We start from the raw sequence: 15,928 nt of genomic DNA on the forward strand, positions 1-15,928 counted from the left end.
CGGTCCTGTCACCCGCAAGCCGCACATACCCTCAAGCTCAACCTGAGCGTTAGCGCCGCGGCCGATCACTCTCGGCCACGGCGCTGACCTCTGTTGAGCCCCACTTCCGAGTGAGCCGCCAAGGACATCCCCTCAGCGGCGTGGCCGCCTCAAGTGGGCCCGTCACCCCGCACCGCCACGCAACCCATCAGGAACAAGCCGCTGCCTCAGCTGACGCCGGTCTTCTCCGGAGAGCGACGCTGTTCCTGCTGCTCGAAGGACGCCCGAGGGGTCATGGGGTGCCTCCTGGCGCCACCGAACACGTACTCGCGCAACCAGGTCCAGGTCATCACCCTCGCGTAGTTGGCGCCGTACCTGATGCTGCCGCCCTTCTTGCTCTTGCCGTTGTTGCGCAAATGCATGCTCATCGGCACTTCGAGCACCCTGGCGCCACGCGCGAGCACGCCGAGTAGCAATTCCGACGACTGGTACTGCGGTTCACGCAAAGTCACCGAGGCAGCCAATTGTGCGTGCATCCCGCGAAAACCGAACGAAGTGTCCGTTATCTTCCGCATTGTCAGAATTGAGGCAAGAACGGCGAAAACGCGAACACCGAGCCAGCGCACTTTGCTGTCGTGCTCTTCCGTGCCCATCCGGCGAGATCCGGTCACGAAATCGGCTTCGCCCGCGAGCAGCGGCTTGATCAGCATGGGCATTTCCTCGTTGACGTACTGCCCGTCCGCGTCGGTGGTGACGACGTACCGGGCACCACGCTCCGCCGCGAGGTGGTAGCCGAGCCGCAGCGCACCGCCCTGTCCCCTGTTTCGGGGAGCGACGCACACGTAGGCACCGTTGCGCTCGGCGATCTCGGCTGTGTCGTCGGTGCCCCCGTCGACCACGACCAGCGTGGAGATCGGAAGTCCCTCGCACTCCTTCGGCATGTCGCGCAGCACGGCGCCAATGCCCTTCGCCTCGTTGAATGCCGCGATGACCACCACGAGCGGCGTCAGCCTCGCCTCGCCGTACCTCCTGTGGAAGTCGGCGACCGCGCCGCTGTCGACCTCGTCGGGGTAGTCGCTGAGCTTCGGCCGCCGCACCGGGGCAGCCGGATCGCGCTTGCCCCAGCCGAGCATGGCCGCGAGCCCGAGTACTCCACCAAGCGGCATCAGCACGAGCGCGGGCAACTGGTAGCGCCACGAGAACTCGAAGGCAGCCGAACCGAGCAGCAGGATCAACCCGCTCGACGTCGCCAGGAAGGCCGCCGAACGCAGACCGGACCTTCTCGCCCTTCCAACGCCGAACGCGCCGAGCAAGCCGAGCAGTCCGAGCGCGGCGAGCGCCGGACCCCACAGGTACCCGCCGTGCAACTGGTAGTTGCGCAGGAACGTCGCGAGGTCGGTGTTCACGCTCGGGGTGACCCCGTCGAAGTACAGCGAGGTCTGGTTGAACATCTCCACGCTGTTCTCTCCGACGATGTAGTACGGATAGGTGGTCTGGAAGTGCCACCGCTCGGCCGGAACGTCGTTGAGCGAGGTCATCTTGACCGGGCCGAAGTTCTTCGCGAAGTCCTTGAGTACCGCCAGCGTGAAGTCGACGGGCTGTTCCCTCATGACCCGCTTGGCGAACTGGTCGGCGAGCGTCTGTTTCGAGCGATCAGGTGGCAGCTCGGTCGTGGGCCACGAGGGGTCGCCGTATCGGTAGTGGGTGTAGAAGTCGACGCCGAAGCGCTCGCCGAGCGGTTCTTCGGGGCAGAACAGCAACAGCGTCTTGTCCTCCTGCGGCAACTTGTCGCAGTCCGCGACGACGGCGGCCCTTCCGTACAGCACGTTGCCCTGCGCGCCCGTCAGTCCCCAGATGCCTGCCTGCGACTTGAAGTACCCGGCATAGGAAACCAGGACGACGGCGAAGGCCAGCAAGCCCGCTCCCGCTCGCACCCCGATGCGTTTCCAGCCTTCCTTCGACCGCCACGCTCCGCCCGCCATGATCAGGTACAGCACGAACGGCACGATCATCGTGATGCCGATCGTGCGAGTCAGCACCGCCGCGCCAAGCAGCACACCGGCGATCGCGGCTCGCCACCATTTGGGCTCGCCTCGCGACAGCAGCACCCACAGCGCGGCGACCAGCAGCGCCTGGAACCACACCTCCGACATCAGGTTCTGCTCGATGTGCAACTGGTAGGCGTCGAGCAGAACGGGCGCGGCGACGAGCGCCGCCAGCCACGTCCTCGACGTGTACCGCAGGGTGAGCAAATAGAGCACGATCGCGATCAACAGGCCGAGCACGTGCTGGGCGGCCGCGGCGAAGGCGAGGTTGCCGACGCCGAGCATCGCCTTGAGCACCACCGTGTACCCGAGCGGATTCAGGTCGGTCGGCCGTAGTGCTTCGAGGTTGTCGATGTAGCGGAAGGTGTCGATGTAGAGCAGCGCGGGCTGGTAGGCCAGCCACGTGATGACGCGCAGGGTCACCCCGCCCGCCAGCAGCACGAGCAGTAACCAATGGCGACGGAGGAATGCGAGCACTAGAGCACTTTCTGCCTGTCGTGGTCGAGGAAGTACTGCCAGGTCTCGGAGAGCCCGGCGGCGAGGTCGAAAGCGGGAATGTAGCCGATCGTCTCGGCACTGCGGGAGATGTCGACGACCACGGCGGGCATCTCACCCCCTGGAGCGGGAACGTGCTCCACCGGGATGGGGCATCCGGTGACCTCGCGAACGGTGTCGATCAGGTCGAGCACCGAGACCGAGCGCCCCGCGCCGACGATGGCCCTTCCGGTGTGCCGCGAGTCCCACGCGGCGAGGATGCCGTTCACCACGTCGGTGAGGTAGACGAGGTCTCTGCGCTGCTCGCCGTCGCCGTACACCTTGACGCCGGACTCGGTGAGCGCGGCGCGCATCAACCTCGGCACGAAACTGTCCTTGTGGGACATGCCAGGCCCGTACACGTTGGTGAAACGCAGCGCACAGGTGGTTATCCCGTAGGCGCCCGCGTAGCCGGAGAGCAGCATCTCGCAGGCCGCCTTCGTCGCCCCGTAGGGCGTCAGCGGCTGGAGCGCCAGATCCTCCGTGATCGTGCGGGTGCCGACGTCGCCGACGACGGCGTTGGTCGAGGCGAGGATGAACCTGCCGACGCCGTGCATCCTGGCGAGTTCGAGCAACTCGTGGGTGATGGCGACGTTTTCCGAGTAGGTCTTGGCAGGCATCTCGACGGAACGAAGCACCGAGGTGATCGCGGCGAGGTGGATGATCCCGTCGGTTCCCGGCAGGATCGCGCGTTCCCTGACCTCGGGATCGGCGAGGTCGCCTTGCACGAAGACGACATCGGGCCGTGGGTCGCTCGGCGGTTCGCGGTCTACGACGGTGACGTTGGCACCTCGCTCGCGAAATGCACTGACGACAGCTCTCCCGATGAACCCGCTACCCCCGGTAACCACGACATTACAGACGTCTGAGGCGATCGACGTAGCCATGCCGCTAAACTACCGGTCGTCCGAAAGGAACCTTTCAGTGCGTTCGAAACCGTTTCCCCGACCTGGGTAAACCTCACCCTTCCAGGTCACGAAGCAATCGTTTTGGTGCCACCACGCGATACGCGTCGGTGACGATCTCCGCGATTTCCTCCCAGTCGACCACCCGATCGAGCCATACCCCAAGCCAACCGCGGTGACCGACGTAAGGCGGCCGGAAGTATTTCAGGGGAGCCTCGCCGATCAACGCTTCCTGGGTTCCCGGTGGCGCGGCGCACCAGAATGCGACGCGATCGTCGTGATGATGATCGGCATACATGACAAACGTCTTTTTTTCGCCCGCGAACCAGGTCGGCTCGCCGTGACTGAGCCGCTCGGTCACTTCGGGCAACGCCAGGCACAGCTCGCGCAATCTCGGCAGCGCGTTTTCGGCATCATTCGTCACGTCCACCATGAGGAATGTCCTTTTCGGGCCGATCGTGAACAAAGCGGCGACACCAACCGGATGGGCCGGTTCAACCAAGTACAACAGACCGGTTTCCCCAGGGCCATGACTTATGGGAACTTCGCGATCCGGACCGGCGAAGCGGATTCTCGCCACCGGAACCGGCCGTATTTGACACAGAACTCACGAAATCACCGGAAGGCGATGACGAGCAGTCCGATCCAGGCGGCGACGACACCGGCGGCGGCTCCGAGAACGATCCAGCGCACGATCGGAACAGCCCTGCCAAGCCACAGCGAAGGCGCGAGGCCCCCCGTGACGACGACTCCCGCACCGACGGCGACCCAGTCGGTGGTCTCCGTCGCGAGCGCGTTGGCCAGCGCGAGCATCGCGACCGCGACGAACACGGCGAGGAAACCGGCGACGGTGAGCCCCGTTCCCCACGGCGTCTTCTCGTCGATGGCCGCCCGCGAACCGACGAGCCGCTCGGCGGAATAGCGCCGTTCCTGCTCCTCCGGGGGCGCCACGACGTGCGCTTCGCCGGTGAAGGGATCGCGGTATTCGACGGGGACACCCATCGCGAGGGCCACCCTTCCCGCGAGCTGTTTTCCGCGCTGCGAAACGACTTCCGAGCCCTGACCGCTACCGGTTCGCCGTACCGCGGACGCGACCTTCGCCCATTCGTGCAACGCCTCGGCGAGGTCGGGCGCGAGCGCGAGGCCGTGCGGATCGGCTTCCGTGCCGTTCTCGCCACCGACGAGCACCACCCGCTCGTCCTTGATCAACAGTCGCACCTCGGCGCCTCCCACGCTCAACCACGCCCCATGACCTGCCGCGCTTCGCCTCCGGCTTCCGAGGAACCAGCACGGCCCGCGAGTTCGTAGAACGCGACGGCGGCCGCCGTCGCGACGTTGAGCGAGTCGACACCACTCGACATCGGAATACGCACGGCGAGGTCGGCCGAGGCGATGGCCTCTTCGGTGAGCCCGTGCCCCTCGGAACCGACGAGCACCGCGATGCGCGGCCCTACCTCGCCTGGCAGCGCACGCAGGTCGATCGCGTCAGCTCTGGGCGTCAACGCGGCGACCCGGAACCCCTTGTCGCGCAACCGGTTCAACCACGAGGGCCACTCGGGCACGGAAGCGAAGGGCACCCGCAGCACATTGCCCATCGACACCCTGACACTGCGCCGGTAGAGCGGATCGGCGCAGCCAGGGCCGAGCAAAACGCCGTCGACCCCGAGCGCGGCGGCGTTGCGGAACATCGCGCCGAGGTTCTCGTGGTCCCCGACCCCTTCCAGCACGGCAAGCAACCGGGCGTCTTCCACGACCTCCTCGGCCGAGGGCCGCGGCACCCGGTCGGCGACGGCGAGCACCCCCCGGTTGAGGTGAAACCCGATGACCTTCGCCATGACCTCGGCAGGCGCCACGTAGGCCGGAACGTCGACAGCCGCGAGCTCGGGAGCGAGTTCGGCCAGCCTGCGCTCCGTGCCCAGCAGCGAACGGACGCGGTAGCGCGACGTCAGCAGCCGGCGAACGACGACCGTTCCCTCCGCGATCACGAAACCCCTTCCGCCGGGCCGGTCCGGCCTGCGGTCGGCTGTCGTGAGTTCCCGGAAGTCGTCGAGCCGCTCGTCGGCCGCGTCATCGGTGTAGATCAACAGGGCCACCTGCCGAGTCTCCCATCTGCCGCTCGCCACGGTCGCGGTGCTCCGAATGCTGGGTAGCATGTTGGTGCGAAGGGGTGCCGCTTGCGCTCCGTTAGGTCCAGGTGACAGACGGCACCAGTTTGGCCGCTAGCTCTGGCCCCCCGGCATATGCCACCGTTTCGGCCTGGCAGGTATCACGCCAAGGCGTTCGGGGAGCCGTGGCCGAAGAGAAACAAAGGGATACGCCATGGGTAAGGACGTGTCACCGGACTTCTTCAATCCACGGGACAGGGGGCGATACCGCAGGAAGGTCCAGCGCTGCCTCGACACGCTCGCGAGGATGCTCTCCGATGGCAGTTTCTCCTTCCCCCGCAAGCACATCGGCCTTGAGGTCGAGCTCAACCTCGTCGATCCGGGCATGCGTCCTTCCATGTCGAACACCGCCGTTCTCGATGCCCTCGACGATCCCTCCTTCACCACCGAGCTGTCCCAGCACAACGTCGAACTGAACGTTCCACCCCGCCCTCTCGACGGTGATTCCGCCCTCGCGCTGGAAGAAGACCTCAACGACTACCTCGGCAGGGCGGCAGACAAAGCGGAGGAGGCCGGTGCCGTACTCGCCGTCGTCGGCATCCTCCCGACGCTGAGCCACGAGCACTTCGACCAGAAATGGCTGACGAACAACGCCCGTTACTCGTTGCTCAACGACCAGATCCTCGCCGCGCGAGGCGAGCAGCCACTGCTTTCCATCGAGGGCACCGCCATATCGGGACACGAGCAGGAGCGGCTGCACAGCTACGCCGAGTCGATCCTCCCCGAGGCCGCGTGCACGTCGGTACAACTCCACTTGCAGGTGAGCCCGGAGGAATTCGCGCCGCACTGGAACGCGGCGCAGTGCCTGGCAGGCGTTCAGGTGGCGATCGGAGCCAACTCGCCCTTCCTGCTCGGCAAGGCGTTGTGGCACGAGACGCGGATCCCGCTGTTCTTGCAGTCGACCGACACCAGGCCGGAAGAGCTGAAAAACCAGGGCGTGCGGCCGAGGGTCTGGTTCGGCGAACGCTGGATCACCTCGATCTTCGACCTTTTCGAGGAGAACGTCCGTTATTTCCCCGGTCTGCTGCCGGAAACCGATCCCGAGGAGCCGATGGAGGCCCTCGAAGCGGGCAGGGTGCCGAACCTCGCCGAACTCCGGCTTCACAACGGAACCGTGTGGCGATGGAACCGGCCCGTTTACGACGTCGTGGACGGCAAGCCCCACCTCCGCGTCGAGAACAGGGTGCTGCCTGCCGGACCCACCGTGCTGGACATGATGGCCAACGCCGCGTTCTTCTACGGCGCGCAGCGGGCACTCGCCGAACAGGAACGCCCGCTGTGGTCGCAGATGTCGTTCCAGGCCGCCGAGGAGAACCTTTACGCGGGAGCACGAGGCGGCTTCGACGCCCAGCTCTACTGGCCTGGCGCGGGCTGGATCCCGCCCGACGAACTCGTGTTGCGGGTGCTGCTCCCGCTGGCCCACGAAGGTCTGCGCGATTCGGACGTGTCGAGCACGGCGGCCGACCGCTATCTCGGGGTCATCGAGAACCGGTGCATCCGGCGGCGAACGGGAAGCACGTGGCAGCGGGACGCCGTCGCGCGTGCCGAGGCTCGCGGCCTCGACCGCGACAGCGCGCTCGCGAGCATGCTGGCGCGCTACCTTGAGCTGGCGAAAGCGGGTGATCCGGTCCACGAGTGGCCGGTAGCCTGAGTCTTTCCCGAAAGGTGCGTGCATGCCCAAGATCATCGGCGGCTCACTGCCGGAACATCGCGAGCACGTGCGCGCCAGGGTTTTCGACGCACTGCGCGGGCAACTCTACGAGCGCGGGTTCGACGCCGTCACGCTCGCGAGCGTCGCGGCCGAGGCCGAACTCGGCAGGACGGCGATCTACAACCACTTCCGCGACAAAGAGGAGTTGCTCGTCGCCTTCGTCGAGCACGAGGCGGCCCGGTACGTCGCGCTGCTCGGCGCGGCCGTCGACGCGGTCGACGATCCCGTCGAGAAACTTGCGACGTTCGCGAAGCTCCAACTGCGCACGCTCGCCGAGTACCACCTGCCACCGGGCGGGGCGCTGGCTTCGGCGCTCGCGCCCTCGGCCTACCGCAGGATCGCGGCGCACGCCGACCCCATCGTCGAGAAGCTGAGGGCGATCCTCGCGCGGGGTGTGGCCGAGGGCAGGTTCGCCGACCACGACCCCGACATCGTCATCCCGATGGTCACCGCGGCACTCGGCGCGAGGCAGGTCGTCGACGTGCCTGCCGAGCAACTGGACACCGCCATCTCGGTCGCGGTGGGTTTCATCCTTCGCGCGGTCGGCGTAAAAACCCGCGACGATCAGGTTTGAGCATCGCTTTTTAGGCAACCCTCACCTAAGCTCTTTTCTGACAGCGTGTCAGAACCTCTTGGGAGGGCCGATGACCGAGCAGCCGTTCTCGCGGACACTGCGTGAATCCACTCAACAGGTGCACGAGCGCGCGCACCACTCGGCGTACATGGACGCACTACTCGACGGTTCCCTCACCCTCGCCGGATACGCGAGGCTCGCCGCGCAGTACTACTTCATCTACGGAGCGCTGGAAAAGGCGAGCGACGCCATGGCGGGCGACCCCGTCGGCGGCCCTTTCGTCATCGACGAACTACGCAGGATGCCCGCGCTGATCGCCGATCTCGAACACCTGCTCGGCCCCGGCTGGGAAAGCGCGATCACACCCGTTCCGGCGACCGAGCGCTACGTGCGACGCCTTGACGAGGTCGCCTCCACCTGGCCTGGCGGCTACGTCGCCCACCACTACACCCGCTATCTCGGCGACCTCGCGGGAGGACAGGTCGTCGGCTCGTTGTTGCACCGCAAACACGGCATCAGGGACGCGGGCGCGCGCTTCTACGACTTCTCGGCCGTCGGCAACCCCTCCGCGTTCCGCAAGCGGTACCGGCAACTGCTCGACACGGCTCCGTGGGGCGCGGCACAGCGGAGCGCGATCGTCGACGAGACCCTTACCGCGTTCGAACTCAACATCGCGGTGCTCGCCGATCTCGCCGACGACATCGAGCAACACGTCGCCGCATAAGGAGCCGGCGGCGGGCCCGAAGATCGCGACATGACCAACTTCCTGGAGACCGGCCGGTTGATCCTGCGCGCGTTCACAGCGGCCGATGTCGACCATCTGCTCGCCCTGGACAACGACCCCGAGGTCACGCGCTTCATCAACGGTGGTCGTCCCACCAGCCGCGAGGCGATCGAGACGCGCACCCTGCCTCGGCTCCTTCACGACTACCCGTGCTGGGGGACCCGTGGATACTGGGCCGCGCAGGAGAAGATCACCGGCACCTTCCTGGGGTGGTTCGAGTTCCGGCCGCTGGAGGAGCGCGACCCCGCCGTGGTCGAACTCGGCTATCGGCTGAACCAGGCGGCATGGGGACGTGGCTACGCCACCGAAGGCTCCCTGGCCCTGATCCACAAGGGGTTCACGGATCTGGACGTCGAGCGAGTCACGGCGAACACCATGGCCGTCAACGCCCGGTCCCGTCGGGTCATGGAGAAGTCGGGCCTGTTTCTCGTCCGGAACTTCACGGGTGACTGGCCGGAGGCGATCGAGGGCTCCGAGCACGGTGAGGTCGAGTACCAACTCACCCGGGCCGAGTGGGAACGGTCTCGGTGTGACTGTGGTTGTGATCACCGCCCCTTGACCTCCAGTTAGCTCGACGTTGGAAGGTCAACTCAGGGACGCCCCAGTTAGCCAGCCCTATCAGCAACTACTAGGTTTGGCTACGTAAAGGGACCTTGTGTCGAAACGATAAGAAGGAGGGCTAATGCCCACGTACGAGCTTCCTGCTCTCGACTACGACTACGGTGCCCTCGAACCGTACATCTCGGGTGAGATCAACGAACTGCATCACTCGAAGCACCACCAGACGTACGTGAACGGCGCGAACCAGACGCTGGAGAAGCTCGCTGCCGCGCGTGACGCCAACGACTTCGGTTCGATCGTCGGCCTTGAGACGACGCTCGCGTTCAACCTGGCCGGCCACGCCAACCACGTCGTGTGGTGGAAGATCCTCTCGCCGAGCGGTGGTGACAAGCCGACCGGTGAGCTGGCGGCAGCCATCGACGAGGCGTTCGGTTCCTTCGACAAGTTCAAGGCTCAGTTCACCGCGGTCTGCACCACGATTCAGGGCAACGGCTGGGGCGCGCTGTCCTGGGACCCGATCGGCAAGACGCTGATCACCCAGCAGCTTCGCGACCACCACAACAACCTGATCCTGCCGACGGTCCCGATCCTGCTCGTCGACGTCTGGGAGCACGCGTTCTACCTGCAGTACAAGAACGTGAAGCCGGACTACGTCAACGCGCTGTGGAACGTGTTCGACTGGGCGGAGATCGGCAAGCGGTTCGAGGACGCCAAGGCGGGCCGCAACGGTCTGCTGCTTCCCTGACCGATACACCGGCAACACAACGAGGGCCCCGCACCGGATCCGGTGCGGGGCCCTCGTCTGTTCCCGAACTGACTGCCGCTCCCACCACGAAGCGGACATGTATGAGGTTAGCCTAACCTCAGCGAATCGCGCAAGGGGGTTCGTCGCGCACGGTAGAGCACGAAGCCGCAGACCACCACGGCGAGCGCGGCGACCGCGCCGCCGATGTAGAACGGCGACCTCCCGCCGAACGTCTCGGCCATCCAGCCCGTCATCGGTCCGCCGATGGGATTTCCACCCATCAGCACCAGGACGTAGAGGCCCATGACCCTGCCTCGCATCTCCGGGCTCACTGACGTCTGCACCAGCGAGTTCGCGGTGTTGAGGAAGGTGATCGTCGCGATGCCGAGCGGCACGAGCGCGATACCGAAAGCCAGGTAGCTCGGCATGAACGCGGCGACGACCTCGATGATCCCCAGCGCGAACGCGGACAGGAAGAGCAACCGCACCCTCGGGGCCTTGCGACTACCCCTCCGCGCCGAGGCGAGCGCACCGGTGAACGTGCCGACCGCGAGCAGCGTCGACAGCATGCCGTAGCCGTCGGCCTCGGTGCCGAACACGTTGGCCGCGACGATGGCGAGCGAGACGAAGAAGGTGATCCCGAAGGTGCTCACGAAGAACACCAGCACCATGACGGTCATCAGGTCGGAGCGGCCGCGCACGTACCGCAGCCCCTCCATGAGTTGCCCCTTCGCCCTCCTCACCGCAGGGCCCCTGAACAGCTTCGCCGAGTCCATCATGGCCAGCCCCGCGATCACGGCCAGCGTGCTCACCGCGTTGGCGAGGAACAGCCAGCCGGTCCCGATGGCGACGATGGCGAAGCCCGCGATGGCAGGGCCGACGATCCTCGCCATGTTGAAGACCGACGAGTTGAGCGCGACGGCGTTGGGCACGTGATCCTTGCCGACCATCTCGGCGACGAACGCCTGCCTCGTCGGTACCTCCAGCGCGGAAAGGCACCCGAACACGACGCACAGCACGTACACGTGCCACAGCTCGACGACGCCAGCCACGTTGAGTACGCCGAGCACCACAGCCTGCGCGCACATACCCGACTGGATGGCGATGAGCAGCTTGCGCTTGTCGACCCTGTCGGCGAGCACGCCCGCCCACAACGACAGCAACAGGGTCGGCGCGAACTGGAGCGCGACGGCGATGCCGAGCGCGACCGCGTCGCGGCCGCTCAGCTCGAACACGAGCCAGTCCTGCGCGATGCGCTGTATCCAGGTGCCGATGTTCGAGATCACCTGGCCGGAGAAGAAAAGCCGGTAGTTACGCACGCGCAGCGACGCGAACATGCCGCTCTTGCGCTGCTTTCCCGGTGTCCCGGGTGGATCGTGGGTAGCGGTGTCCGTGGAGGGGATGGTCGCGTCGCTACCCGTGATACTCACGCCGAGTTGTCGCCTCCCGCGATCGAAAGGGGCGTCAGCCGTGGCCCGCCAGCCTGTCGATGATCTCGGCGGCTCTGGAGAGCACCTCGCGCTCCTCGCCGCTCAATTCAGCCAACCGTTCGTCCAGCCAGGCTTCCCTCGCGGAGATGGCGGCGTGCACGTAGGCGAGCCCTTCGCCGGTGACGGCGACGATGGCCTGCCTCCCGTCGGTGGGGTGCGGGCTGCGCTCGACGTAGCCGACCTCTTCGAGCGCGGCGATGACCCTCGTCATCGACGGCGGTTGCACGCCTTCCTTCGCCGCGAGCTGACCTGGTGTCATCTGGCCGCATTTGTGCAGCGTCGACAGCGCCGAGATCTGGGTGAGCGAAAGGTCCTGGCTGGTCCGCTGTGCCCGTAGCTTGCGGTTCAGCCGCACGACCGACAGTCGCAGGCGACTCGCCAGCGAGCGGTTGTCCACAGGCTCAGACACTTGCTTAGCATACCTTACGATTTCATCGTCCCTGGTCGATGGTGAGCGAGGCTACCTCGGCATACCCTGGCACATCTCGTTCGAGTGCATCGCCTGACCTGAGCTTTCGCGCGGTGTCGACCACTGCGGCGAGCGAGGCGCGAAACAGCAGCGAACCCGTGCTCACCCTGCGGACCCCCAGCGCGCTGAGTTCGTCGAGACCAGGACCTTCCGGGCGGTAGAGGACGTTGAGCGGCAGCTCGATTCCCTCCGTGATCGCGGCGATTCCCGCCGCCGATATCGCACCGGGAACGAACACCCCGTCGGCTCCGGCGTCGGCGTACCGGCGCAGCCGCTCCATGGTCGGCTCCGGTTCCGGTGTGATCCCCAGCCAGTAGGTGTCGGTTCTGGCATTCACGAACAACCCCGGAGCCACCTTCTTGATCGCCATGATCAGTTCGGCCTGCGCCGCGGCATCGGCAAGGCGGTTGCCCTGCCTTCCGTCCTCGATGTTGACACCGACGACGCCCTCGGCGGCCAGTTCAGCGGCCAGCCGCGCTACCTCGTCGGGGCGCTCGCCGAACCCGCCCTCGATGTCGACGGTGAGCAGGAACGGCAACCGCGAGAGCAGGCGCGCCGTCTCGACGGTCTGCGTTCTCGCCACACCGGCACCGTCAGGAAGGCCACGAGCGACGGCGACGCCAAGGCTCGTCGTGCCCACGGCGGGAAACCCTGCCTCGGCGAGCATCGCGGCCGACGCGAAATCCCACGCGTTGGGCAGCAGCAAGGGGTCTCCGGTGTGGTGGAGCGCCCTGAACCGCTCGGTGTTCTGGGGGCTGTTCATGGCCGACGTCCTCCCTCGATGGCGCCAGCCGCGATCGCGATGGCATGTCTTGCTCCTGGGCACTCGTGTTCACCCGCGCCGAAGGGCAACCCCGCCGAGGCGAGGTCCACGACACTGATCACACCGTCCGGACCCTGCCTGCGGGTTGTCCGCACCGGAGGCCGCCGCGCGAGCGTGTCAGCGACGAGCGCGTCGGCGGTTCCGGATCCGCTGTTCATGGCGGCTTCGATCAATGTCGCGGTGGCGGCGTACGCCTGCACCAGCAAGCCGATCAGTGCAGCCGTCCGTTCGTCGGCGACCCCGCCCATCACCGCGACGAGACGAGAAACGGCGGCATCAGCGTCGACGGTCTCCCCTGTGCCGGGCTGATAGTGCGCGGCGACCATCGCGACGTCGGCTGGGTCGACTCGGTGTCCGAGCGCGTCCGCGAGCAGTTCGACCGGCAGCGCGGGATCGGTCCGGTTTGCCTCACGGGCAGCTCGCCGCAACCACGCGGGATCGATTCCCGCCAGCGCCGAGATCACCAGCCCGCGCCGACGACGGTGGCGCTCGCCGGAGCTGAACCTCGCCACGTGCGCCCGCAACCACGCGATGCCCTCTCCCGTGCCATCGGGTACCGGAGGAACGACGAACCCGGCATCGACAAGTCTGTTCATGACCGCAACGGTAGGAGCCGGACGCTTCGGTGCCCGCCGAAGTGTTCGCGTGCGAGCCTTGGCACATGTCGCGTTCCACCGAACTGGCAGGGCTCGCCGCCTTGATCGCCGACCCGACGAGGGCTGCGTTCTGCCTCGCGCTGCTCGACGGTCGCGCGTGGACGGTGACCGAACTGGCACGGCAGGCCGACGTCGCGGCATCCACGGCGAGTGAACACCTCAGCAGGCTCGTCGACGGCGGATTGCTCGTAGAAAGGCGACAGGGAAGGCACCGGTATCTGCAACTCGCGGGGCCACACGTCGCCGATCTGCTCGAAGGGCTCGCCGCGCACGTCGATCCCGTCTCCGAACCACGGCCGACACTGCGCGGTTCGCGGGTTTCGGCCGCGCTCGCCCGTGGCCGCACCTGCTACGACCACCTCGCGGGCAGGCTCGGCGTCACGATCACCGACGCGATGGCCGACAAGGGGCTGCTCGACCTCGCGAACGGCTGCGCCTTGACTCCCGAGGGCTCGGCCTGGCTCGTCGACAGCCTCGGTGTGGCGCCGAGCCGGTTGCGCGACACGAGGAGACCACTGGGAAAAGCGTGTCTCGACTGGACGGAACGCCGCACCCACGTAGCCGGGCTGGCCGGTGCGCTGGTGTGCCGCACGTTCATCGGCAACGCCTGGCTCAAGCGCATCGGCAGCGGAAGGGCCGTCGCTCCGACCGATTCCGGAATCGAGGCGATCGGCGAGCTCCTTGGCATCGATCTCGCTGTTCAGCGCTGAGCTTCTAAGCCAGGGCGGCTTGGATGGGGCCGATGGCGAAGTAGATGACGAAGAAGGCCGAGGTGACCCACATGAGCGGGTGTACCTCGCGGGCCTTGCCGGTCGCGGCCCGCAACACCACGTAGCTGACGAACCCGACGCCGATGCCGTTGGCGATGGAGTAAGTGAACGGCATGACCACGATGGTCAGGAACGCGGGAAGCGCGACCGCGAAGTCCCGGAAGTCGATGTCGGTGATCTGCCTGATCATCAGCGCACCCACCACGACGAGCGCCGGTGCGGCCGCCTCGATGGGAACGACCTCGTACAGCGGCGTGAAGAACATCGCCGCGATGAACAGCAAACCGGTGACGACGTTGGCGAGCCCGGTGCGCGCGCCTTCGGCGATGCCTGCCGCCGATTCGACGAACACCGTGTTGGAACTAGACGAAGCGGCACCACCGGCGACGGCGCCGAGCGAGTCGATGAACAGTGTCTTGCCGACGTTGGGCAGGTTGCCCGCCTTGTCGGCGAGGTTGGCTTCCCTTCCGAGCCCCGTCATGGTGCCAATGGTGTCGAAGAAGTCCGTGAGCACGAGGCTGAATACGAGCAACGCCGCCGTGATGGCGGGAATCTGTGCCCACGCCCCGAAGTCCACCTGTCCGATGAGCGAGAGATCGGGGATACCGAACACGTTGTCGGGAAGCCCGGGATAGCCGAGGCTCCAGCCCTTCGGGTTCGTTCCCCCCGACGGCCCCGCGTCGACGATGGCCTCGACGACGATCGACAGCACGGTGCCGAAGAGCACGCCGAGCAGGATCGCGCCCCTGATGTTGCGGGCGACCAGTATCGCCATCACCAGCAGCGTCACCGCGAAGACACCGGTCGGCCACGAGGCGATCGAACCGTCGATGCCGAGCTGCACGAGCGTGCCGGAGCCCGCCGTCACGAACCCCGCGTCGGCGAGCCCGATCAGGGCGATGAAGAGCCCGATACCGACGGCGATGCCGACCTTGAGCGCGGCGGGTACCGCGCGGAACACCATGGAGCGAACTCCCGTGACGACCAGCACCATCACGACAAGCCCGTTGACCATCACGAGCCCCATCGCGGAAGCCCACGTCATCTGCGGCGCGATGGTCACCGCGACGAGCGCGTTGATGCCGAGCCCGGCCGCCATCGCGAACGGGTAGTTGGCGATGATCCCCATGAGGATCGTCATCACACCGGCCACGAGCGCGGTGACGGCCGCGACCTGGGGAACCGGCAGGATCGCGCCGGTCGAGTCGAGCTTCGCCCCTGGGTCGTCGGCGGAGAAGCTGCCGAGGATCAGCGGGTTGAGCACGACGATGTAGGCCATCGCCACGAACGTGACAAGGCCACCGCGCAGTTCCCTGCTCATGGTCGACCCGCGTTCGCTGATCTTGAAGTAGCTGTCGAGCCGTCCCCTGACGGACCGCTGCTCACTGGCCTGTGCCATCGTCACCTGCCTCGTGTCGGATGATGCAGCGGTAGCCTGTCCTACGTGGACGAACCGAGCAACTCCCCCGGCGAACAGGGACGGCTTCGTCCTCCGCCTGAGCTACCGAAGTCACTGACCGATCTGTGGACCCCGGTGTTCGTCGGCACGGCGCTGTGGTTCGCGGGGTTTCTCGTGCTACTGGTCAGCGGCGTCGAGGGAACCTGGCTGTGGACGATGCTCGCCGGAGGCGGGCTGGGGCTCATCGGTATCCCGATCATGTTCTGGCAGCGCGCGGCGTCGCGGCGAGGCTCACGCGGCGCGCAGCACGGGCTCTGA

17 protein-coding genes are annotated in these 15,928 nt (G+C 66.6%); 7 read left to right on the plus strand and 10 right to left on the minus strand.

All coding sequences use genetic code 11. The annotated features are described in order from the left end of the window. Nucleotides 1–206: 206 nt before the first annotated feature. From BAY61_RS28030 to BAY61_RS28050, 5 genes are all read right to left on the minus strand, one after another. The gene (locus BAY61_RS28030; protein ID WP_091803457.1) at nt 207–2,501 is read right to left on the minus strand and encodes a glycosyltransferase; all 2,295 of its coding nucleotides are present in this window, start codon (nt 2,499–2,501) and stop codon (nt 207–209) included. Next, entirely contained in the window at nt 2,501–3,445 is a 945-nt protein-coding gene (locus tag BAY61_RS28035) for an NAD-dependent epimerase/dehydratase family protein (protein ID WP_091803454.1), read from the minus strand. Before BAY61_RS28035 ends, BAY61_RS28030 begins: the two co-directional genes overlap by 1 nt. A 73-nt stretch (nt 3,446–3,518) precedes the next feature. Next, on the minus strand, nt 3,519–3,896 hold the full coding sequence (locus BAY61_RS28040; protein ID WP_091803451.1) for an MmcQ/YjbR family DNA-binding protein: 378 nt from the start codon (nt 3,894–3,896) through the stop codon (nt 3,519–3,521). 182 nt (nt 3,897–4,078) lie between these two features. Next, nucleotides 4,079–4,681 (minus strand): DUF2537 domain-containing protein, encoded by a 603-nt coding sequence (locus BAY61_RS28045; RefSeq protein ID WP_091803954.1) that lies wholly within the window; start codon nt 4,679–4,681, stop codon nt 4,079–4,081. Between the two features lie 17 nt (nt 4,682–4,698). Further along, nucleotides 4,699–5,556 carry a TrmH family RNA methyltransferase gene (locus BAY61_RS28050; protein WP_091803952.1) on the minus strand — a complete coding sequence of 286 codons (858 nt, stop codon included), beginning with the start codon at nt 5,554–5,556 and terminating at the stop codon, nt 4,699–4,701. A 226-nt stretch (nt 5,557–5,782) separates the two neighbouring features. On the opposite strand from BAY61_RS28050, the gene BAY61_RS28055 reads away from it, so the two are divergent. From BAY61_RS28055 to BAY61_RS28075, 5 genes are all read left to right on the plus strand, one after another. Beyond that, nucleotides 5,783–7,279, plus strand: coding sequence for a glutamate-cysteine ligase family protein (locus BAY61_RS28055; protein WP_091803448.1), 1,497 nt, complete (start codon nt 5,783–5,785; stop codon nt 7,277–7,279). Between the two features lie 22 nt (nt 7,280–7,301). Then, nucleotides 7,302–7,913 (plus strand): TetR/AcrR family transcriptional regulator, encoded by a 612-nt coding sequence (locus tag BAY61_RS28060; RefSeq protein ID WP_091803445.1) that lies wholly within the window; start codon nt 7,302–7,304, stop codon nt 7,911–7,913. 70 nt (nt 7,914–7,983) lie between these two features. Then, nucleotides 7,984–8,637: a biliverdin-producing heme oxygenase gene (locus BAY61_RS28065; RefSeq protein ID WP_091803443.1), complete on the plus strand. Its 654-nt coding sequence runs from the start codon at nt 7,984–7,986 to the stop codon at nt 8,635–8,637. Nucleotides 8,638–8,667: 30 nt separating this feature from the next. Beyond that, the gene (locus BAY61_RS28070; protein WP_091803440.1) at nt 8,668–9,267 is read left to right on the plus strand and encodes a GNAT family N-acetyltransferase; all 600 of its coding nucleotides are present in this window, start codon (nt 8,668–8,670) and stop codon (nt 9,265–9,267) included. A gap of 112 nt (nt 9,268–9,379) precedes the next feature. Beyond that, nucleotides 9,380–10,003, plus strand: a complete 624-nt coding sequence (locus BAY61_RS28075) for a superoxide dismutase (RefSeq protein WP_091803437.1) — start codon at nt 9,380–9,382, stop codon at nt 10,001–10,003. A gap of 107 nt (nt 10,004–10,110) precedes the next feature. Here BAY61_RS28075 and BAY61_RS28080 read toward each other — a convergent pair whose 3' ends face one another. Genes BAY61_RS28080 through BAY61_RS28095 form a run of 4 tightly spaced genes read right to left on the minus strand, consistent with a single transcriptional unit; the run spans nt 10,111 to nt 13,381 of the window. After that, nucleotides 10,111–11,433 (minus strand): MFS transporter, encoded by a 1,323-nt coding sequence (locus tag BAY61_RS28080; protein WP_420848786.1) that lies wholly within the window; start codon nt 11,431–11,433, stop codon nt 10,111–10,113. Nucleotides 11,434–11,467: 34 nt separating this feature from the next. Beyond that, a complete protein-coding gene (locus tag BAY61_RS28085; protein ID WP_091803431.1) occupies nt 11,468–11,902 on the minus strand; it encodes a MarR family winged helix-turn-helix transcriptional regulator in 435 nt (144 codons plus the stop codon). Between the two features lie 22 nt (nt 11,903–11,924). Then, nucleotides 11,925–12,725 (minus strand): isocitrate lyase/PEP mutase family protein, encoded by an 801-nt coding sequence (locus tag BAY61_RS28090; protein WP_091803428.1) that lies wholly within the window; start codon nt 12,723–12,725, stop codon nt 11,925–11,927. After that, a complete protein-coding gene (locus BAY61_RS28095) occupies nt 12,722–13,381 on the minus strand; it encodes a hypothetical protein (RefSeq protein WP_091803425.1) in 660 nt (219 codons plus the stop codon). The genes BAY61_RS28090 and BAY61_RS28095 overlap by 4 nt, the downstream gene beginning before the upstream one ends. Nucleotides 13,382–13,446: 65 nt before the next feature. Between BAY61_RS28095 and BAY61_RS28100 the strand changes: the two genes are divergently transcribed. Then, the gene (locus tag BAY61_RS28100) at nt 13,447–14,151 is read left to right on the plus strand and encodes an ArsR/SmtB family transcription factor (RefSeq protein ID WP_091803949.1); all 705 of its coding nucleotides are present in this window, start codon (nt 13,447–13,449) and stop codon (nt 14,149–14,151) included. Between the two features lie 4 nt (nt 14,152–14,155). On the opposite strand, the gene BAY61_RS28105 is transcribed toward BAY61_RS28100, so the two are convergent. Continuing rightward, nucleotides 14,156–15,610 (minus strand): NCS2 family permease, encoded by a 1,455-nt coding sequence (locus tag BAY61_RS28105; protein WP_091803946.1) that lies wholly within the window; start codon nt 15,608–15,610, stop codon nt 14,156–14,158. Nucleotides 15,611–15,655: 45 nt separating this feature from the next. On the opposite strand from BAY61_RS28105, the gene BAY61_RS28110 reads away from it, so the two are divergent. Continuing rightward, complete coding sequence (locus BAY61_RS28110; RefSeq protein ID WP_091803422.1) at nt 15,656–15,928, plus strand: DUF2530 domain-containing protein; 273 nt, start codon at nt 15,656–15,658, stop codon at nt 15,926–15,928.

It is taken from the genome of Prauserella marina (genome assembly GCF_002240355.1).
GTDB lineage: Bacteria > Actinomycetota > Actinomycetes > Mycobacteriales > Pseudonocardiaceae > Prauserella_A > Prauserella_A marina.